A 14,208-nucleotide genomic window follows, 5' to 3' on the forward strand; every position below is an offset into this window, starting at 1 on the left:
TGCCCCAACGGAGAGACCCTGGATTGCTTCGCTCCGCTCGCAATGACGAGATGGAAGGCGTCGTAGTCGTCACGGATTCCATCTCAGGAAGTTCGAGATCAGGGCCAGCCCAAAACGCTGGCTCTTCTCGGGATGGAATTGCGTTCCGATCGCGGTGTCCTTCGCCACGATCGCGGTGACGGGGCCGCCGTAATCGGCGCGCGCGAGCACGTCCGCCTCGCTGGTGGCATTGAGGTGGTAGGAGTGCACGAAATAGGCGTGCTGGCCCTTGGGGCCGAGCGGCAGCTTGTTCAGCACCGGATGTTCCTGCAGCACGTCGAGCGTATTCCAGCCCATGTGCGGGATCTTGAGGCTTTCATCGCGCGGGGTGATCTTCTCGACGTCGCCGCCGACCCAGTTCAAACCGTCGGTGATGACGTGCTCCTTGCCGCGGGTCGCCATCAGCTGCATGCCGACGCAGATGCCGAAAAAGGGCCGCGCCTTGACCCGCACCGCCTCGGTGATCGCCTCGACCATGCCGTTGACGGCATCGAGGCCGCGCCGGCAATCGGCGAAGGCGCCGACGCCCGGGAGCACCAGGCGATCGGCGCCGTAGGCCTGGTCCGGATCGCTGGTGACGAAGACTTTTTGCGGGCTCTCCAGGCTGCGTGCGGCGCGCTCGAACGCCTTGGCGGCGGAATGCAGATTGCCGGAACCGTAATCGATGATGGCGACGCTCATCTTGACCCTCCCGGTTCTGGAAACAACCCAATGATGCCGCCGGCCGGAATTGGCGGCGGGTTCGAAAATTGCTGACCCGGCGTGTTGCGGGTGGGCGGCGGACCGCCGCGATCGATGGCCCATTGATCGTTGACGATGCCGTGCTGCTTCTGGCTCCAGCGCTCGAAGAAGCGGCGCTCGGCGGTGTCGCCGTTGTCGGCAACCACCACGTCGAGCTGCCGCCATTTGCCGCGCGACAACGTCCAGCGGCGCAGGCTCGAGGCCTCGAAACCCATCAGCAGCGCGACGACGAGATTGGCAAAGACGATCGAGCTGCGGCCGACACCGAGGCTGTTCAGCCCCGCACTGAACGCGGCCGTGAAAAGCACCCAGCCGATCAGCGCCAGCCACAGCCGATTCCACAGCAGCCAGAACGGGCCGAAGATCATCGCCCAGAAATGGAAGCCGTCGCGCACGAAGACGAACTTGTCGGTCGCGCGCAGATCGGCTCCGCCAGGGAAGGGAGCGTGAACTGTGTAGACAGGCATGGTGATGCCCCGTTCTTCGAATTCAGTGATGCCGCCGGCAGCGTGTTGCCACCGAGACGAAGATGTCAGCCGCCGAGCGAGCCCTTGGTGGACGGGATTTCGCCCGCCGCCTTCGGATCGATCGCGACCGCCGCCCGCAGCGCCCGCGCCAGACCCTTGAAGCAGGACTCGGCGATATGGTGGCTGTTATCGCCATATAGGGTCTCGACGTGGAGAGTCACGCCGGCGTTGATGGCGAAGGCCTGGAACCATTCACGCACCAGCTCGGTGTCGAACTCGCCGATCTTGTCGCGGGGAAAGTCGACCTTGAACACCAGGAACGGGCGGCCCGAGATGTCGATGACCACGCGCGAGAGCGTCTCGTCCATGGGCATGTGCATGCCGGCATAGCGGGTGATGCCCGCCATGTTGCCGAGCGCCTGCCTGACCGCCTGGCCCAGCGCGATGCCGGTGTCTTCGGTGGTATGGTGATGATCAATGTGCAGGTCGCCCACCGCCTTGACCGTGAGGTCGATGCGGGAATGGCGGGCGAGGAGATCGAGCATATGGTCGAAAAAGCCGATGCCGGTCGCGATATTGGACACGCCGGTGCCATCGAGGTTCACGGAGACTTCGATGTCGGTTTCCTTGGTCTTGCGCTTGATCGTCGCGGTGCGCATTGAAAGCTGGCTTTCGCTTCTATTTGATCATGATCTTTCCGGAGAACGGGTGTCCCCTTTTCCGGATCATGCTCGGGGGCCGAAAACGGCGGTCTTTTAACAGCCAAATGACGCCTTAGCTACTGCGGGAACGCTCCGGCAGGCCGGCACTTCCGCCTATGGTGAGCGAAATCTAGGGCCGGAACGGCCCGTTGTGCCCAGGTTGTCCCCCCGCCCCCGACCGCCTAAATCAGGCCGGACAACGAGGATCACTCATGCAGACTTCCCAGAACAGCTCGCCGGGCTGGCACGGCACCACGATTTTGACGGTCCGCAAGGGCGGCAAGGTGGTGGTCGGCGGTGACGGTCAGGTCTCGATCGGCCAGACCGTGATCAAGTCCAACGCCAAGAAGGTCCGCAAGCTCGGCAAGGGCGACGTGATCGGGGGCTTTGCCGGCGCCACGGCCGACGCCTTCACCCTCTTCGAGCGGCTGGAAGCCAAACTCGAGCAATATCCGGGACAGCTGACCCGGGCCGCGGTCGAGCTCGCCAAGGACTGGCGCACCGACCGCTATTTGCGGCGGCTGGAGGCCATGATGATCGTCGCCGACAAGGACGTCTCCCTGGTGCTCACAGGCACCGGCGACGTGCTCGAGCCCGAGGCCGGCGTGATGGCGATCGGCTCCGGCGGCAACTATGCCCTTGCGGCGGCACGGGCCCTGCTCGACACCGACAAGGACGCCGAGACCATCGTCCGCCGCTCCCTCGACATCGCCGCCGACATCTGTGTCTACACCAACGGCAATCTGACCATTGAAAGCCTGGCGACCGGGTAGGGCTGTGACTGCACCGCTGTGGTCGCCAGAGACCCTCAGCTTCACCTTCCGCCCGATGAGCGCGGCCGACCTGCCGCTGATCCGGCGTTGGCTGGGCGAGGCGCATGTGCGGGAATGGTGGGGCGATCCGGACGAGCAGTTTGCGCTGGTGAGCGGCGACCTCATCGAGCCGGCCATGAACCAGTTCATCGTGTTGGCCGGCGACAAGCCATTCGGCTATCTTCAATGCTACCGCCTGACTGCCTGGAACACGGGCTTCGGGCCCCAACCGGAGGGCACGCGTGGGATCGACCAGTTCATCGGAGAAAGCGACATGATCGGACGCGGCCACGGCTCGGCGTTCATCCGCGCCTTCGTCGACGAGCAGCTGCGGCAGGGCTTGCCGCGCATGGTCACCGATCCGGATCCGCTCAACGCGCGCGCGATACGCGCCTACGAGAAAGCGGGATTCATCCGCGACCGCATGGTGGAGACGCCCGACGGTCCGGCACTGCTGATGGCGCGCGAACCGTGACCCTGGTGCAGGCGAGCGAGAGCAAGGTCGCGGTCCCGCCGTTCGCCTGGGTCGGCATTGCGCTGTTGCTGCTGGCGCTGCAGGCCTCGATCCTGTTCGCGATGGGGCGCGTGCCGATCTGCACCTGCGGCACCATCAAGCTCTGGCATGGCGTGGTGAACAGCTCGGAGAATTCGCAGCACATCGCCGACTGGTACAGTTTTTCACACGTGCTGCACGGCTTCCTGTTCTACGGCCTGACCTGGCTGCTGTTCGCTCGTTCGCCGTTCCTGACCTTGTCGTGGCCCGTCCGGCTGATCATTGCGATGCTGATCGAGGGCGCCTGGGAGATCGTCGAGAACTCGCCGTTCATCATCGAGCGCTATCGCGCCGGCACGATCTCGCTGGATTATTACGGCGACAGCATCGTCAATTCGGTTTCGGACACGTTGTTCATGGTGCTGGGGTTCCTCGCCGCGCGCGTGCTGCCCGTCCCGGTCACTGTCCTGCTCGGCCTCGCCTTCGAGATCGTGCTGGCGCTCCATATTCGCGACAATCTGACGCTCAACATCCTGATGCTGATCCATCCGATCGAGGGCGTGAAACAATGGCAATCGGGCCCGCCGATGATCTGACGGCCAAAAAAGCGGCTTGTCCCGGCCTGCATCTGACCCTAGCTAAGCACACATGACAGACTTTTCTCCCCGCGAAATCGTTTCCGAACTCGATCGTTTCATCGTCGGCCAGGGCGACGCCAAGCGCGCCGTTTCGATCGCGCTGCGCAACCGCTGGCGGCGGCAGCAGCTCTCCGGCTCCTTGCGGGAGGAGGTTCTGCCGAAGAACATCCTGATGATCGGTCCCACCGGGGTCGGCAAGACGGAAATCGCGCGACGGCTCGCCAAGCTCGCGAACGCGCCGTTCCTGAAGGTGGAAGCGACGAAGTTCACCGAGGTCGGCTATGTCGGCCGCGACGTCGAGCAGATCGTGCGCGACCTCGTCGAGGTCGCGATCGCCCAGGTGCGCGAGAAGAAGCGCAAGGACGTGCACGCGCGCGCCCAGCTCGCCGCCGAGGAGCGCGTGCTCGATGCGCTGGTCGGCGCCAATGCGAGCTCGGCGACGCGCGAATCCTTCCGCAAGAAGCTGCGCGCCGGCGAGCTCAACGACAAGGAAATCGAGATTGAGACGCAGTCGTCCGGCGGCGGCATGCCGATGTTCGAGATTCCGGGCATGCCGGGCGCGCAGATGGGCGCGATCTCGCTCGGCGACATCTTCGGCAAGCTAGGGGGCCGCAGCAAGACGCGGCGGCTGACGGTCGAGGGCTCGCATGAGCTCCTCGTCAACGAGGAATCCGACAAGCTGCTGGACACCGAGCAGCTGACACTGGAGGCGATCAGCGCGGTCGAGAACAACGGCATCGTGTTCCTGGACGAGATCGACAAGATCTGCGCGCGCGACGGCCGCGTCGGCGGCGACGTCTCGCGCGAGGGCGTGCAGCGCGATCTGTTGCCGCTGATCGAAGGCACCACGGTCTCGACCAAGCACGGCGCGGTCAAGACCGATCACATCCTGTTCATCGCCTCGGGCGCATTCCACGTCGCAAAGCCGTCCGACCTGCTGCCGGAATTGCAGGGCCGCCTGCCGATCCGCGTCGAATTGCAGGCGCTGACCCGCGACGACATGCGCCGCATCCTGACCGAGCCCGAGGCCTCGCTGATCAAGCAATATGTCGCGCTGATGCAGACCGAGGGCGTGACGCTCGACATCACCGACGGCGCGATCGACGCACTCGCCGACGTCGCGGTCGCCGTCAACTCCACGGTCGAGAACATCGGCGCGCGGCGGCTCCAGACCGTGATGGAGCGGGTGCTGGACGATATCTCCTTCACCGCCCCCGACCGCAGCGGCGAGACGATCAAGGTGGATGCGGATTTCGTGCAGAAGCACGTCGGGGACCTCGCCAAGAACGCGGATCTGAGCCGGTTCATTTTGTAGTTTTGGTTCAGTCCGCTATTTATCCGCGGTCGTCCCTGCGAAAGCAGGGACCCATAACCACCAGCGGTCCTTGTTGAAACAGATGGCGGCTCCGATCCCGGCACAAACGACCGCCTGTGGTTATGGGTTCCGGGTCGCGCTTCGCTTGCCCGGGACGACAGCGGAGGTTGCTCTCACCAGTTCGGGTGGGGCGTGACCGCGCGCATCCTGCAAAATCCCTGGCGGCTGCTGCTCGCGATCAATGCCATCGTCATCGTCGGCGTGTTCGTCCACAAGATCCAGCTGCCGCCTTACGTCCCCTACATCCACCTCATCGTCGACTATCATTTCGGCTTCATCAAGCGCGCGCTGATCGGAGCGATCGTCGCGCTGTTCACGGCGAAGGTACCGGTGAAGGTACCGGTCTGGCTGGTGTTCGCGCTCGGCGGGGCAACGTGGCTGGCGACATCAGCGCTGTACGCAAGGCTATTCCAGAAGACCTTTGGCTTCACTGCGAAGACGCTGCCGCTGTTCGTCTTCATCGCGGGCTCGCCGTTCTTCCTGAAGAACTTCATGCATATGCTCGGCCATTTCGTCATCTATGGCTGCGCGCTGGCGATCATCCTGCTGCTGATGCCCGCGGGCTCGCTGCTGTTCGTCGCCGCGGCCGCACTGTTCTCGATCATTCTCGTGCTGATCCATCACATTCATCTCTTGATGTATGTGCCGACGATCATCACCATCGTCGTGGTCCGGCACTACCTGACCTATGGCAGCAACCGCAGCAACGTCGCTTTCGGCGCCGTTGCCGTGCTCATCATCTCCGCACTGTTCTTCGCGGCGCAATTCCTGGGAACGATGCCGATCCCCGAAGCGGATTTCGTGGCGTATCTGAAGAGCCGGATGGCCGATCCGTCGCGGACCGACCTGCTGCAATTTGCCTACATCTGGTACCAGCCGCTGGCGAAGGAGATTGCCGACACCTGGGGCCGGCTGCCGCGCAACATTCTCGGCGTGCCCGTGTTCGCACTGCTGATCTGGCTGCACTCGCCGTTGTGGCGCTATCTTGCGAGCCTGATCGGGGCACTCGCCAGCGCGACGCACCGCCGCCTCGTCGTCGCGGCGATGGTCGGCATCAGTCTCGCCTATGTCGTGATGTTCGCGATGGTGTTCGACTATTCGCGCTGGATCTCGAACTGGGCGGTCTGCATGTTCCTGATCCTGCATGCGGTGAAGATGCTGCCGGCAAAGCAGGAAGCTGCGCTGATCCCGGCGGAGGACCAAAGGACAAACCTTTTCGGTTTGATGCTGACGCTGATCCCGCGCGTCGGAATCGTGCGGCCGTTTTAAGACCTCGCCCGCCTGATCCGTACATACAGCGCGCCCTCGCCGCCGTGGCCGATATGCGCGGTCTCGAAGCCGACGACGAAGGCGCGGAATTCGGGCAGGCTGAGCCATTCCGGCACCTGGCGGCGGAGCACGCCGCTTTCGCCGCCGCTGCGGCCCTTGCCGGTGATGACGAGCACGAAGGTCAGGCCGTCCTGATGGGCGCGGTGCAGGAAGCCGGCCAGCGCGCGATGGGCACGCATCTGGGTCATGCCGTGCAGGTCGAGCCGCGCCTCGATCTCGCTGCGGCCGCGCGACAGTTTTGTCCGCTCGCGCTTGCCAAGCGGCGCAAGGGGCGGAATGGACGGCTTCGTCACGCGCGGCGCCGGCGTGGCGGCGACGGGCCGCGGCGATGACGCCGGTCGCATGGCAGTCACAGCCGGCGACGATTCAGCGCGAGGCGCGGCATGCGCCTTCGGCACGCGGTACTTCCTCAACGGCTTGACCTGCTTCGAAACGAGGTCCCACAGCTCGCGCTCCTCCTCGCTCAGCGCACGGCGACGCGGCGAGGGGCGAGGCTCCAGCACGGGCGGACGGGATGATCGTTTCATTGCTGCCGATGAGGACGATTCTTCACCGGTCGACGCGGCTCTTGAACAGGGTCGATAGCTGGACGCGGCACCGGTAGCGGAACGGGATCGGCGATGGCAACCGTTTCGTTCTTGCCTTGCACCGCGGCGGCAACAGGCGTGCCCGTCTTTGTCGGGTCGGTTTGCGGAAACAGCTTTGCGATCTTCTCCGAGGGCCTGGGGTCGGGTATCGGCAACTTCGCCGCGTGCGGTCCAGGATCGAGGCTCTTTGGCACCAGCATCACGAAATGCATGGGATGGCGCAGCCGCCCGGAGATACGGCCGGCCTCCTGGCCAGCGCCGAAAAACAGATCGGCGCGCGCGGGGCCGATGATGGCCGAACCGGTGTCCTGCGCGATCATCAGCCGGTGGAACGGCGTCTTGGCGCGTTCGGACTCGATCGGCAGCTCGCCCTCGATGAAGAACGGCGTGCCGTAGACATGCAGCGATTTGTCGACCGCGATCGAGCGGCCGGCCGTCAGCGGAATGCCTTGCGCACCCACCGCCTCGTCCTTGTCGGAGAGGTTGACCTCGCGGAAGAAGATGTAGGCACGGTTCGCGCGGCGCAGCTCCTTGGCGCCGTCGGGGTTCTGGGCCATCCACTCCCTGATCTTCTGCATCGACATCTCCTCTTTCGGGATGATGCCGCGCTCGATCAGGATGCGGCCGACGGCCGTGTAGGGATAGCCGTTATAGGCGTCATAATTGAGCCGAACCGAGCTGCCGTCCTCGAACTTGATCCGTGCCGAGCCCTGGATCTGGGCGAACAGGAGATCGGTCGGATCCTTCAGCCAGGCAATCTCGAGTCCTCGCCCGGCGATCTTGCCGTCCTCGATCTCGCCGCGGTCGTAATAGGGCACCAGCTTGCGGCGGCCGATCTTGCGATAGACCGGGCCCTTGTTGGGCAGGCTGAGCGAATCCTGCTTGTAGCCGCGCACGAACAAATTCGAGGGACGACGATAGACCGGCACGTTGTAGACGTCGGTTTGCGTGCGCGATCCCTCCAGCACCGGCTCGTAATAGCCGGTGACGAAACCGTCGGACTCGCCGAGGCGCGAGATCCGCAGCGGCGCGAAATTCGCCTCGAAGAAGGTCTTCGCTTTGGCGTCGTCGGCGAGGTCGAGCGTTTTGGCCGCCCTGCAAGGCTCGCTCAGCGAGGCGCCCAAAGCCTTGGGTTCGGCCGCGCCGTTCTGCGCACTGATCGGCCGGCAGCTGGCGCGGAACGTCTTGTAGGCGGCAAGATGATTGTCGTCGTCCCAGCCCTTCACGTCCGCCCAGGCCAACGGCAGATATTGGGCGCCGGGAATTTCGAACGGCAGGGGGAGCTGCGGATAGGGCAAGGCCCGCGGCGGGGCGGCAGGCAATTGCCGCGGGTGATGATGATGGCTGCGATGGTGGCGCCGCGCCGCCTCGGCACCGAGCGAAAACGACGCCAGCACGACGGCCCCCGCGCAAAGCGCCGTCGCGCTGTTCTTCAGAAAGACCTTAGTTCGCGCTTCCGGTGCCAACCAGCTTCCAGTTCGGATCGCGAGAGGAGATGTCGCGGGCGAAAGTCCAGATGTCGGTAATGTCGGCGACCGTGTCGGCGCTACCGTCGACGATGTTGCCGGCCTTGTCGCGGGTGGCCGAGATCATCTGCGAAACGAAGCGCACGGTGAGCTGGGCGGTGCGGTCGCGCAGCTCGGCGCCGACGAGCTCGGCCTTGTCGATCGAAACGAAGCGCGTCTCGGTCTTCTGCTCGTTCTTCTCGCGCTCCTTGATCGCGGCATCGAAACTGTCATAGACGTCCGACGACAACAGGTCGCGCAGCGCGCGGCGGTCGCCATTGGCGAAGGCCAGCACGATCATCTCGTAGGCGCCGCGGGCGCCCGAGATGAAATGGCGCGGGTCGAAAGTGGAATCCTTCTCGACGATGGCATCGAGGCCCTGCGCCAGCGCAGTGCCAGGTTCGGTCAGCCCCTTCCAGCGATCGGAGGGCGGGGTCGGCTCGGCCGTCGGCGCCAGCGGGGCCTGGTCGATCACCTTGCCCGGCACGGTCACGACGTTGTTGTCCTGGGCACCTCCCAGCGCATTGCGGGCGGCGGTGCGGTCGAACGGCGGCCGCTCGTTGCCCGTGCGCTGCCCCAGCACGCTACGCAGTCTCAGAAATATAAAGACTGCCAGCGCCAGGAATATGATGGTGTAGATGTCCACGTCGTATTCGCTTTCTGGTCTTTTCAGGGGTCGTTGCCGGGAAAATCAATCCGGCCAGTAGACCGTTCCCTACGGAAACGGCAAGTCTACATCACCATTTTGGGTCCGCGTCCGGTCCGTGGGATGTAGGCACGAAATCTTGCCGGGCCAATGGCGCCTTTTGGCACAGTGTCAAGTGTAGCGCGTTTTATGCTTAAGGGGAAACCCGATCCTGCCCGGAAATCGCGCATCTTCAATCGTTTAAGGCCCGATTTCGCGAAAAGGGCAGGATGAGGGTCCAAACAGCGGGCGCAGGTCCAAATCCCCGATCCGGGACCGTTCGTCCTTGTGGAACGAGGCGGCCCTATGTTAGCCAACCGCCGCGAAATTCAGCCCCAATCGGGTAAGGAGAGACTTTCATGACCAACGGTAACGGCACCCCTCCCGAGGCGGCCCAGGCTCCCCAGCTCAACGTGCTGGCGCAATATACCAAGGACCTCTCGTTCGAAAATCCCAATGCGCCGACCTCGCTCCAGCAGCAGGGCCAGCCGCCGCAGATCAACATCCAGATCAACGTCAACGCCAACAATCTCAGCGAACAGGAGTTCGAGGTGACGTTGTCGGTCGAGGGTAAGGCCGAGACCGCAGGTAAGGTGATGTTCTCGTTCGAACTCGCCTATGCCGGCGTGTTCCGGATCGTCAACGTGCCGAAGGAAAACCTGCACCCACTGGTCATGATCGAGTGCCCGCGCCTGTTGTTCCCGTTTGCCCGCGAGATTATCGCGACCGCGGTGCGCGACGGCGGGTTCCCGCCCCTGATGCTGGATCCGGTCGACTTCGTCGGCCTGTATCGCCAGAACATGGAGCGGCAAATGGCCGTCCAGGGTCAAGCCGGTCAGGCCTGACCGACCGCCACCGGGGCTGGAGCGGGCAGGTACTCGTTCCAGATCGCCTTGTCGCCGAGTGTCGCGATGAAGGCCCGATGGGCTTCGCGCTCGGCTGCCGAAATCCGCGGCGCAAGCGGCACCGAGCGCTGCCGCCGCGGCGCATCGCCGGCCGCACTGACGCGGATATCCTGGGTGTCCGAAGCCAGCAGCAGCTGCGACTGTCGCGCCCCGACCAGATCGACATAGACTTCAGCCAGCAGCTCGGCGTCCAGCAGCGCGCCGTGCTTGGTGCGGTGTGAATTGTCGATCGCGTAGCGCGAACAGAGATCGTCGAGCCGGTTGGACACGCCGGGATGCTTGCGGCGCGCCAGCAGCAGCGTGTCCACCAGCCGCTCGCGCGGGATCGCGGCGCGCTTGATGCGGTCAAGCTCGGCATTGATGAAGCCGATGTCGAACGAGGCGTTGTGGATCACCAGCGGGGCGTCGCCGATGAACTCCAGAAACTCGTCGGCGACCTCGTGGAACAATGGCTTCGTCGCCAGGAATTCCGACGACAAACCATGCACCGCGAATGCTTCCGCCGGCATGTCCCGTTCAGGGTTGATGTAGACGTGAAAGCTCTGCCCCGTCGGCATGCGGTTGAGGATCTCGACGCAGCCGATTTCCACCAGTCGGTCGCCGCGGAGCGGATCAAGGCCGGTCGTTTCGGTGTCGAGGACGATTTCGCGCATGTCTTGAGAGCCGTGTGAGACGACGAATCAGGCTCGCCGCTGCGGCATCTTAACGACCTCGGCCAGGATGTGCGCGATTTGCGCCCGCACCGGCTCAAGTCCGTGTGACGTATCCACTACGAAATCGGCGCGTTTGCGCTTCTCGGCGTCCGGCATCTGCTTGGCGATGATGGCGTCGAGTTTTGCCTCGTCCATCGTGCCCCGCGCCAGCACCCGCTCGCGCTGCAGTTCCGGGGAAGTCGAGACCACGACCACTGCGTCGACCCGCTTCTCGCCGCCGGTCTCGAACAGCAGCGGGATGTCGAGCACAACGACCGGCGCGTTGGCGGCCTCGGCATCGGCGAAGAATTTCTGCCGGGAGGCGCCCAGCATCGGATGGACGATCTGCTCGAGCTGCCTGATCGCGGCAGGATCGTGCACCACACGCGCCGACAGCTTGGTGCGGTCGACCTTGCCGTTGACGGTGGTGCCGGGGAAGGCAGCCTCGATCGCGGGTGCTGCCTCGCCCTCATAGAGCTGATGGACGGCGGCATCGGCATCGTAGACGGGGACACCTGCCTCCGCGAACAGTTTCGCGGTGGTGGATTTGCCCATCCCGATCGAGCCGGTCAGTCCGAGGATCCGCATCAGCACCCAGCCTTCTCTCGCATCTACACCGCAATTAGCTGCTCGCTCCGCAGGTACGCAAGCAGCGGCAGCAGCGGCAGGCCGAGAATCGTGAAATGATCGCCCTCGATGCGCTCGAACAGATGGATGCCAAGGCCCTCGAGCTGATAGGCCCCGACGCTGGTCGTGACGGCATCGCCGGCGGCGTCGAGATAGGCCGAAAGCTCGGCTTCGCTCATTGGCCGCATGGTCATGCGGGCGACCGAGACGTCCTCGAAAACAATCTTGCCGTCACGCAACACGGCCACCGCGGAATTCAGCTCGTGGCTCTTGCCGGCGAGATCGCGCAACTGCGCCAACGCCTGGGCGCGACCGGCAGGCTTGTTGAAGAGACGCATCCCGAGAGCCAGCGTCTGATCGGCGCCGATCACGTAGCTTCCTGGACGAGCGGCTGAAACCGCCTTGGCCTTCTCTCGCGCCAACAACAGGGCGATCTCACGCGGGTTTGATAGTCTTGAGGCGGCCTGAATGCCGCGCTCGTCGATATCGGCCGTCACGGCCTCGAATTCGAGCCCGGCATTGGCCAGCAGCGTTTTGCGCGCGCTGCTTTGCGAGGCCAGGACCAGCGGGGATGTGCCGCACCACAGAGCCATGGCGAAAGACTATTCCGAGGGCCGGTTGCGCTGGCGATCGCTATAGAGCTTCATGATCGCCGCCGCGGTTTCCTCGATCGAGCGGCGCGTGACGTCCAGCAGCGGCCAGTCATGCTTGGCACTCAGCTTGCGAGCGAACGCGACCTCCTCGGTGACCGACTGCTTGTCGGTGTAGGTGTCGCTGCCGGACTCGGCTCCCATGGACAGCAGACGATTCTGACGGATCTGGATCAGGCGTTCCGGCGTCGCGTGCAGGCTGACGACCAGCGGCCGGGTCAGCGTCTCCAATTGCGAGGGCACGGGAATGCCTGGAACCAGCGGCACATTGGCGGTGCGAATGCCGCGATTGGCAAGATAGATCGAGGTCGGCGTCTTCGACGTCCGGGACACGCCGACCAGGACCACGTCGGCCTCGTCGAGACCTTCGACGTGCTGACCATCGTCGTGAATCATCGTGTAGTTCAACGCGTCGATGCGCTTGAAATATTCCGCGTTGAGGACGTGCTGGGCGCCGACGCGTCCCGTGGTCGCAGCGCCGAGATAGGCTTCGAACAGCTGCATCACCGGGCCGATGATCGACAGGCTGGGAACATTGATCTGCTTGCACTTGTCCTCGAGCCTGGCGACCAGATCCTTTTCGAGCAGCGTGAACAGCACGATCCCCGGCGCTTCCTCGATCTCATCGAGCACGCGGTCGAGCTGCTTCTGGCTGCGCACCAGCGGATAGACATGCTCGACCGGCGTCACGTTGGCGTATTGGGCCGCGACCGCGCGCGCCACGGTGATGAGCGTCTCACCAGTGGAGTCGGAGACCAGATGCAGATGGAAATAATTGTTCGAGGTCGGCACAAAAACTCTTTGTATGAGGGCGGGGCGGTTTGTGGATTTCTGTGGAGCTTAACCCCTTGGAAAGGGATGTGCGACACCAGGGGCGGGATAACGGCCGATTTTCTTCACACCACTGCCCGTCAGGACAACTCCGGCGCCCTGTGATGGGGCGAGCGGGATTGCGCGGACAAGTCTCTTGATAAGCTGCCGACGCAGGAGCGCAAGCCCTTGAGTCCGGGCGGCTTATCCGAACGGTTCGAGGTCGCGCAGGATATGTTGATGGGTGTGAACAAGCGCGCGTGAAGTGGCGGACGGAATTGTGTGAGTCCAATCCACGGTCACTAAGACTCAAACCTTAAGATTCTAAAAGTTTTAGGTTTAGAAGAGCCGAGCACGCGGATATGTGTGTGCACCCAAATCTATGAATGAATTCTTACCGAACTCGTTCCATCCACTGTTCGGTAGGACAGGGCGCGCTCGAGCGACATGGATCCTGGGTTGCGTCTGAAAACGCGCACCGCGAGACAGGGGAGGCTGCCGGCATGTACGAGTGGATCAAGGCGCTGCACGTGATCGCCGTCATCTCCTGGATGGCCGGCATGCTCTATCTGCCGCGGCTGTTCGTTTATCATTGCGAAGCCGAGATCGGCTCGAAGCAGTCGGAAACGTTCAAGATCATGGAACGTCGGCTGCTCAAGGCGATCATCAATCCGGCCATGATCGTGACCTGGCTGGCCGGTCTCTATCTTGCGTGGTCCGGCCATTGGTTCGCGTCGCCCTGGTTGCACGTAAAACTGGCATTGGTCCTGGCAATGTCCGCGGTCCACGGCTTTTTTTCCCGTTGGCTGAAGGATTTCGCCGCCGACAGGCGCCCGCGCAGTCAGAAATTCTATCGAATAATCAATGAGGTACCGACCATTCTAATGATTTTCATCGTCATCATGGTGATCGTGAAGCCGTTCTAGGCAGGTCGCGCCGACGATTAGCTCAGAGCTTCGGCTTGCGGAGCTGGAAGCGATTTTCTATATTGTCGACATCCCACCCAACGCAGGCGGATGTGGTTGTGTCCGGGCTTTCCAGAAGCCGGACACCACATCAGGTTTGAAGCCTCCCGGCACTCACCTTGCTAGTCCTGCGGACCTTGCCTTCTCACGTCCGCATTTCAGAGCCTCCTCGCACCCCCCTCTTCTA

17 protein-coding genes are annotated in these 14,208 nt (G+C 63.6%); 7 read left to right on the forward strand and 10 right to left on the reverse strand.

What is annotated here, in order from left to right:
- Positions 1–69: 69 nt before the first annotated feature.
- The 3 genes from hisH to hisB all read right to left on the reverse strand — a co-directional run bounded on the left by hisH (position 70) and on the right by hisB (position 1,906).
- The gene (gene hisH / locus ACSHT2_RS20720) at positions 70–720 is read right to left on the reverse strand and encodes an imidazole glycerol phosphate synthase subunit HisH (protein WP_440636169.1); all 651 of its coding nucleotides are present in this window, start codon (positions 718–720) and stop codon (positions 70–72) included.
- Positions 717–1,247, reverse strand: a complete 531-nt coding sequence (locus ACSHT2_RS20725) for a DUF2628 domain-containing protein (RefSeq protein ID WP_440636171.1) — start codon at positions 1,245–1,247, stop codon at positions 717–719. The genes hisH and ACSHT2_RS20725 overlap by 4 nt, the downstream gene beginning before the upstream one ends.
- A gap of 65 nt (positions 1,248–1,312) precedes the next feature.
- Positions 1,313–1,906 carry an imidazoleglycerol-phosphate dehydratase HisB gene (gene hisB / locus ACSHT2_RS20730; protein WP_440636173.1) on the reverse strand — a complete coding sequence of 198 codons (594 nt, stop codon included), beginning with the start codon at positions 1,904–1,906 and terminating at the stop codon, positions 1,313–1,315.
- Positions 1,907–2,160: 254 nt separating this feature from the next.
- Between hisB and hslV the strand changes: the two genes are divergently transcribed.
- The 5 genes from hslV to ACSHT2_RS20755 all read left to right on the forward strand — a co-directional run bounded on the left by hslV (position 2,161) and on the right by ACSHT2_RS20755 (position 6,535).
- Positions 2,161–2,721 carry an ATP-dependent protease subunit HslV gene (hslV, locus tag ACSHT2_RS20735; protein ID WP_440636175.1) on the forward strand — a complete coding sequence of 187 codons (561 nt, stop codon included), beginning with the start codon at positions 2,161–2,163 and terminating at the stop codon, positions 2,719–2,721.
- Between the two features lie 55 nt (positions 2,722–2,776).
- Positions 2,777–3,235, forward strand: coding sequence for a GNAT family N-acetyltransferase (locus ACSHT2_RS20740; protein WP_440642885.1), 459 nt, complete (start codon positions 2,777–2,779; stop codon positions 3,233–3,235).
- Between the two features lie 2 nt (positions 3,236–3,237).
- The gene (locus ACSHT2_RS20745) at positions 3,238–3,849 is read left to right on the forward strand and encodes a DUF2585 domain-containing protein (RefSeq protein ID WP_440642886.1); all 612 of its coding nucleotides are present in this window, start codon (positions 3,238–3,240) and stop codon (positions 3,847–3,849) included.
- Positions 3,850–3,901: 52 nt separating this feature from the next.
- On the forward strand, positions 3,902–5,206 hold the full coding sequence (gene hslU, locus ACSHT2_RS20750; protein ID WP_440636176.1) for an ATP-dependent protease ATPase subunit HslU: 1,305 nt from the start codon (positions 3,902–3,904) through the stop codon (positions 5,204–5,206).
- Positions 5,207–5,398: 192 nt separating this feature from the next.
- Entirely contained in the window at positions 5,399–6,535 is a 1,137-nt protein-coding gene (locus ACSHT2_RS20755; RefSeq protein ID WP_440636177.1) for a hypothetical protein, read from the forward strand.
- On the opposite strand, the gene ACSHT2_RS20760 is transcribed toward ACSHT2_RS20755, so the two are convergent.
- From ACSHT2_RS20760 to ACSHT2_RS20770, 3 genes are read right to left on the reverse strand one after another with little or no spacing between them, the layout of a single operon-like run.
- A complete protein-coding gene (locus tag ACSHT2_RS20760; RefSeq protein ID WP_440636179.1) occupies positions 6,532–7,122 on the reverse strand; it encodes a Smr/MutS family protein in 591 nt (196 codons plus the stop codon). The genes ACSHT2_RS20755 and ACSHT2_RS20760 overlap by 4 nt on opposite strands.
- Complete coding sequence (mltA, locus tag ACSHT2_RS20765) at positions 7,119–8,648, reverse strand: murein transglycosylase A (protein WP_440636180.1); 1,530 nt, start codon at positions 8,646–8,648, stop codon at positions 7,119–7,121. The genes ACSHT2_RS20760 and mltA overlap by 4 nt, the downstream gene beginning before the upstream one ends.
- Positions 8,626–9,333 carry a Tim44/TimA family putative adaptor protein gene (locus ACSHT2_RS20770; protein WP_319338500.1) on the reverse strand — a complete coding sequence of 236 codons (708 nt, stop codon included), beginning with the start codon at positions 9,331–9,333 and terminating at the stop codon, positions 8,626–8,628. The genes mltA and ACSHT2_RS20770 overlap by 23 nt, the downstream gene beginning before the upstream one ends.
- A gap of 398 nt (positions 9,334–9,731) precedes the next feature.
- On the opposite strand from ACSHT2_RS20770, the gene secB reads away from it, so the two are divergent.
- Positions 9,732–10,217, forward strand: coding sequence for a protein-export chaperone SecB (secB, locus tag ACSHT2_RS20775; RefSeq protein ID WP_440636182.1), 486 nt, complete (start codon positions 9,732–9,734; stop codon positions 10,215–10,217).
- Here the strand turns inward: secB and dnaQ are convergent.
- The 4 genes from dnaQ to ACSHT2_RS20795 are packed head-to-tail and all read right to left on the reverse strand — an operon-like array spanning position 10,208 to position 13,038.
- Positions 10,208–10,930, reverse strand: a complete 723-nt coding sequence (gene dnaQ / locus ACSHT2_RS20780) for a DNA polymerase III subunit epsilon (RefSeq protein ID WP_440636184.1) — start codon at positions 10,928–10,930, stop codon at positions 10,208–10,210. The genes secB and dnaQ overlap by 10 nt on opposite strands.
- 27 nt (positions 10,931–10,957) lie before the next feature.
- Positions 10,958–11,557: a dephospho-CoA kinase gene (gene coaE / locus ACSHT2_RS20785; RefSeq protein ID WP_440642887.1), complete on the reverse strand. Its 600-nt coding sequence runs from the start codon at positions 11,555–11,557 to the stop codon at positions 10,958–10,960.
- Positions 11,558–11,580: 23 nt separating this feature from the next.
- Positions 11,581–12,189, reverse strand: coding sequence for a Maf family nucleotide pyrophosphatase (locus tag ACSHT2_RS20790; RefSeq protein WP_440636186.1), 609 nt, complete (start codon positions 12,187–12,189; stop codon positions 11,581–11,583).
- Positions 12,190–12,198: 9 nt separating this feature from the next.
- Positions 12,199–13,038, reverse strand: coding sequence for a pyruvate, water dikinase regulatory protein (locus ACSHT2_RS20795; RefSeq protein ID WP_100233242.1), 840 nt, complete (start codon positions 13,036–13,038; stop codon positions 12,199–12,201).
- Positions 13,039–13,559: 521 nt separating this feature from the next.
- On the opposite strand from ACSHT2_RS20795, the gene hemJ reads away from it, so the two are divergent.
- A complete protein-coding gene (hemJ, locus tag ACSHT2_RS20800; RefSeq protein ID WP_440642888.1) occupies positions 13,560–13,982 on the forward strand; it encodes a protoporphyrinogen oxidase HemJ in 423 nt (140 codons plus the stop codon).
- Positions 13,983–14,208: the final 226 nt, after the last annotated feature.

The organism is Bradyrhizobium sp. PUT101, from assembly GCF_052043945.1.
GTDB lineage: Bacteria > Pseudomonadota > Alphaproteobacteria > Rhizobiales > Xanthobacteraceae > Bradyrhizobium.

Excerpts from the sequence above, each read along its gene's own strand:
- hisB (WP_440636173.1), bottom strand. The coding sequence starts at position 1,906 with ATGCGCACCGCGACGATCAAGCGCAAGACCAAGGAAACCGACATCGAA.
- ACSHT2_RS20740 (WP_440642885.1), top strand. The coding sequence starts at position 2,777 with ATGAGCGCGGCCGACCTGCCGCTGATCCGGCGTTGGCTGGGCGAGGCG.
- ACSHT2_RS20760 (WP_440636179.1), bottom strand. The coding sequence starts at position 7,122 with ATGAAACGATCATCCCGTCCGCCCGTGCTGGAGCCTCGCCCCTCGCCG.
- coaE (WP_440642887.1), bottom strand. The coding sequence starts at position 11,557 with ATGCGGATCCTCGGACTGACCGGCTCGATCGGGATGGGCAAATCCACC.
- hslU (WP_440636176.1), top strand. The coding sequence starts at position 3,902 with ATGACAGACTTTTCTCCCCGCGAAATCGTTTCCGAACTCGATCGTTTC.
- ACSHT2_RS20725 (WP_440636171.1), bottom strand. The coding sequence starts at position 1,247 with ATGCCTGTCTACACAGTTCACGCTCCCTTCCCTGGCGGAGCCGATCTG.
- hemJ (WP_440642888.1), top strand. The coding sequence starts at position 13,560 with ATGTACGAGTGGATCAAGGCGCTGCACGTGATCGCCGTCATCTCCTGG.
- ACSHT2_RS20790 (WP_440636186.1), bottom strand. The coding sequence starts at position 12,189 with ATGGCTCTGTGGTGCGGCACATCCCCGCTGGTCCTGGCCTCGCAAAGC.
- secB (WP_440636182.1), top strand. The coding sequence starts at position 9,732 with ATGACCAACGGTAACGGCACCCCTCCCGAGGCGGCCCAGGCTCCCCAG.
- dnaQ (WP_440636184.1), bottom strand. The coding sequence starts at position 10,930 with ATGCGCGAAATCGTCCTCGACACCGAAACGACCGGCCTTGATCCGCTC.
- hslV (WP_440636175.1), top strand. The coding sequence starts at position 2,161 with ATGCAGACTTCCCAGAACAGCTCGCCGGGCTGGCACGGCACCACGATT.
- hisH (WP_440636169.1), bottom strand. The coding sequence starts at position 720 with ATGAGCGTCGCCATCATCGATTACGGTTCCGGCAATCTGCATTCCGCC.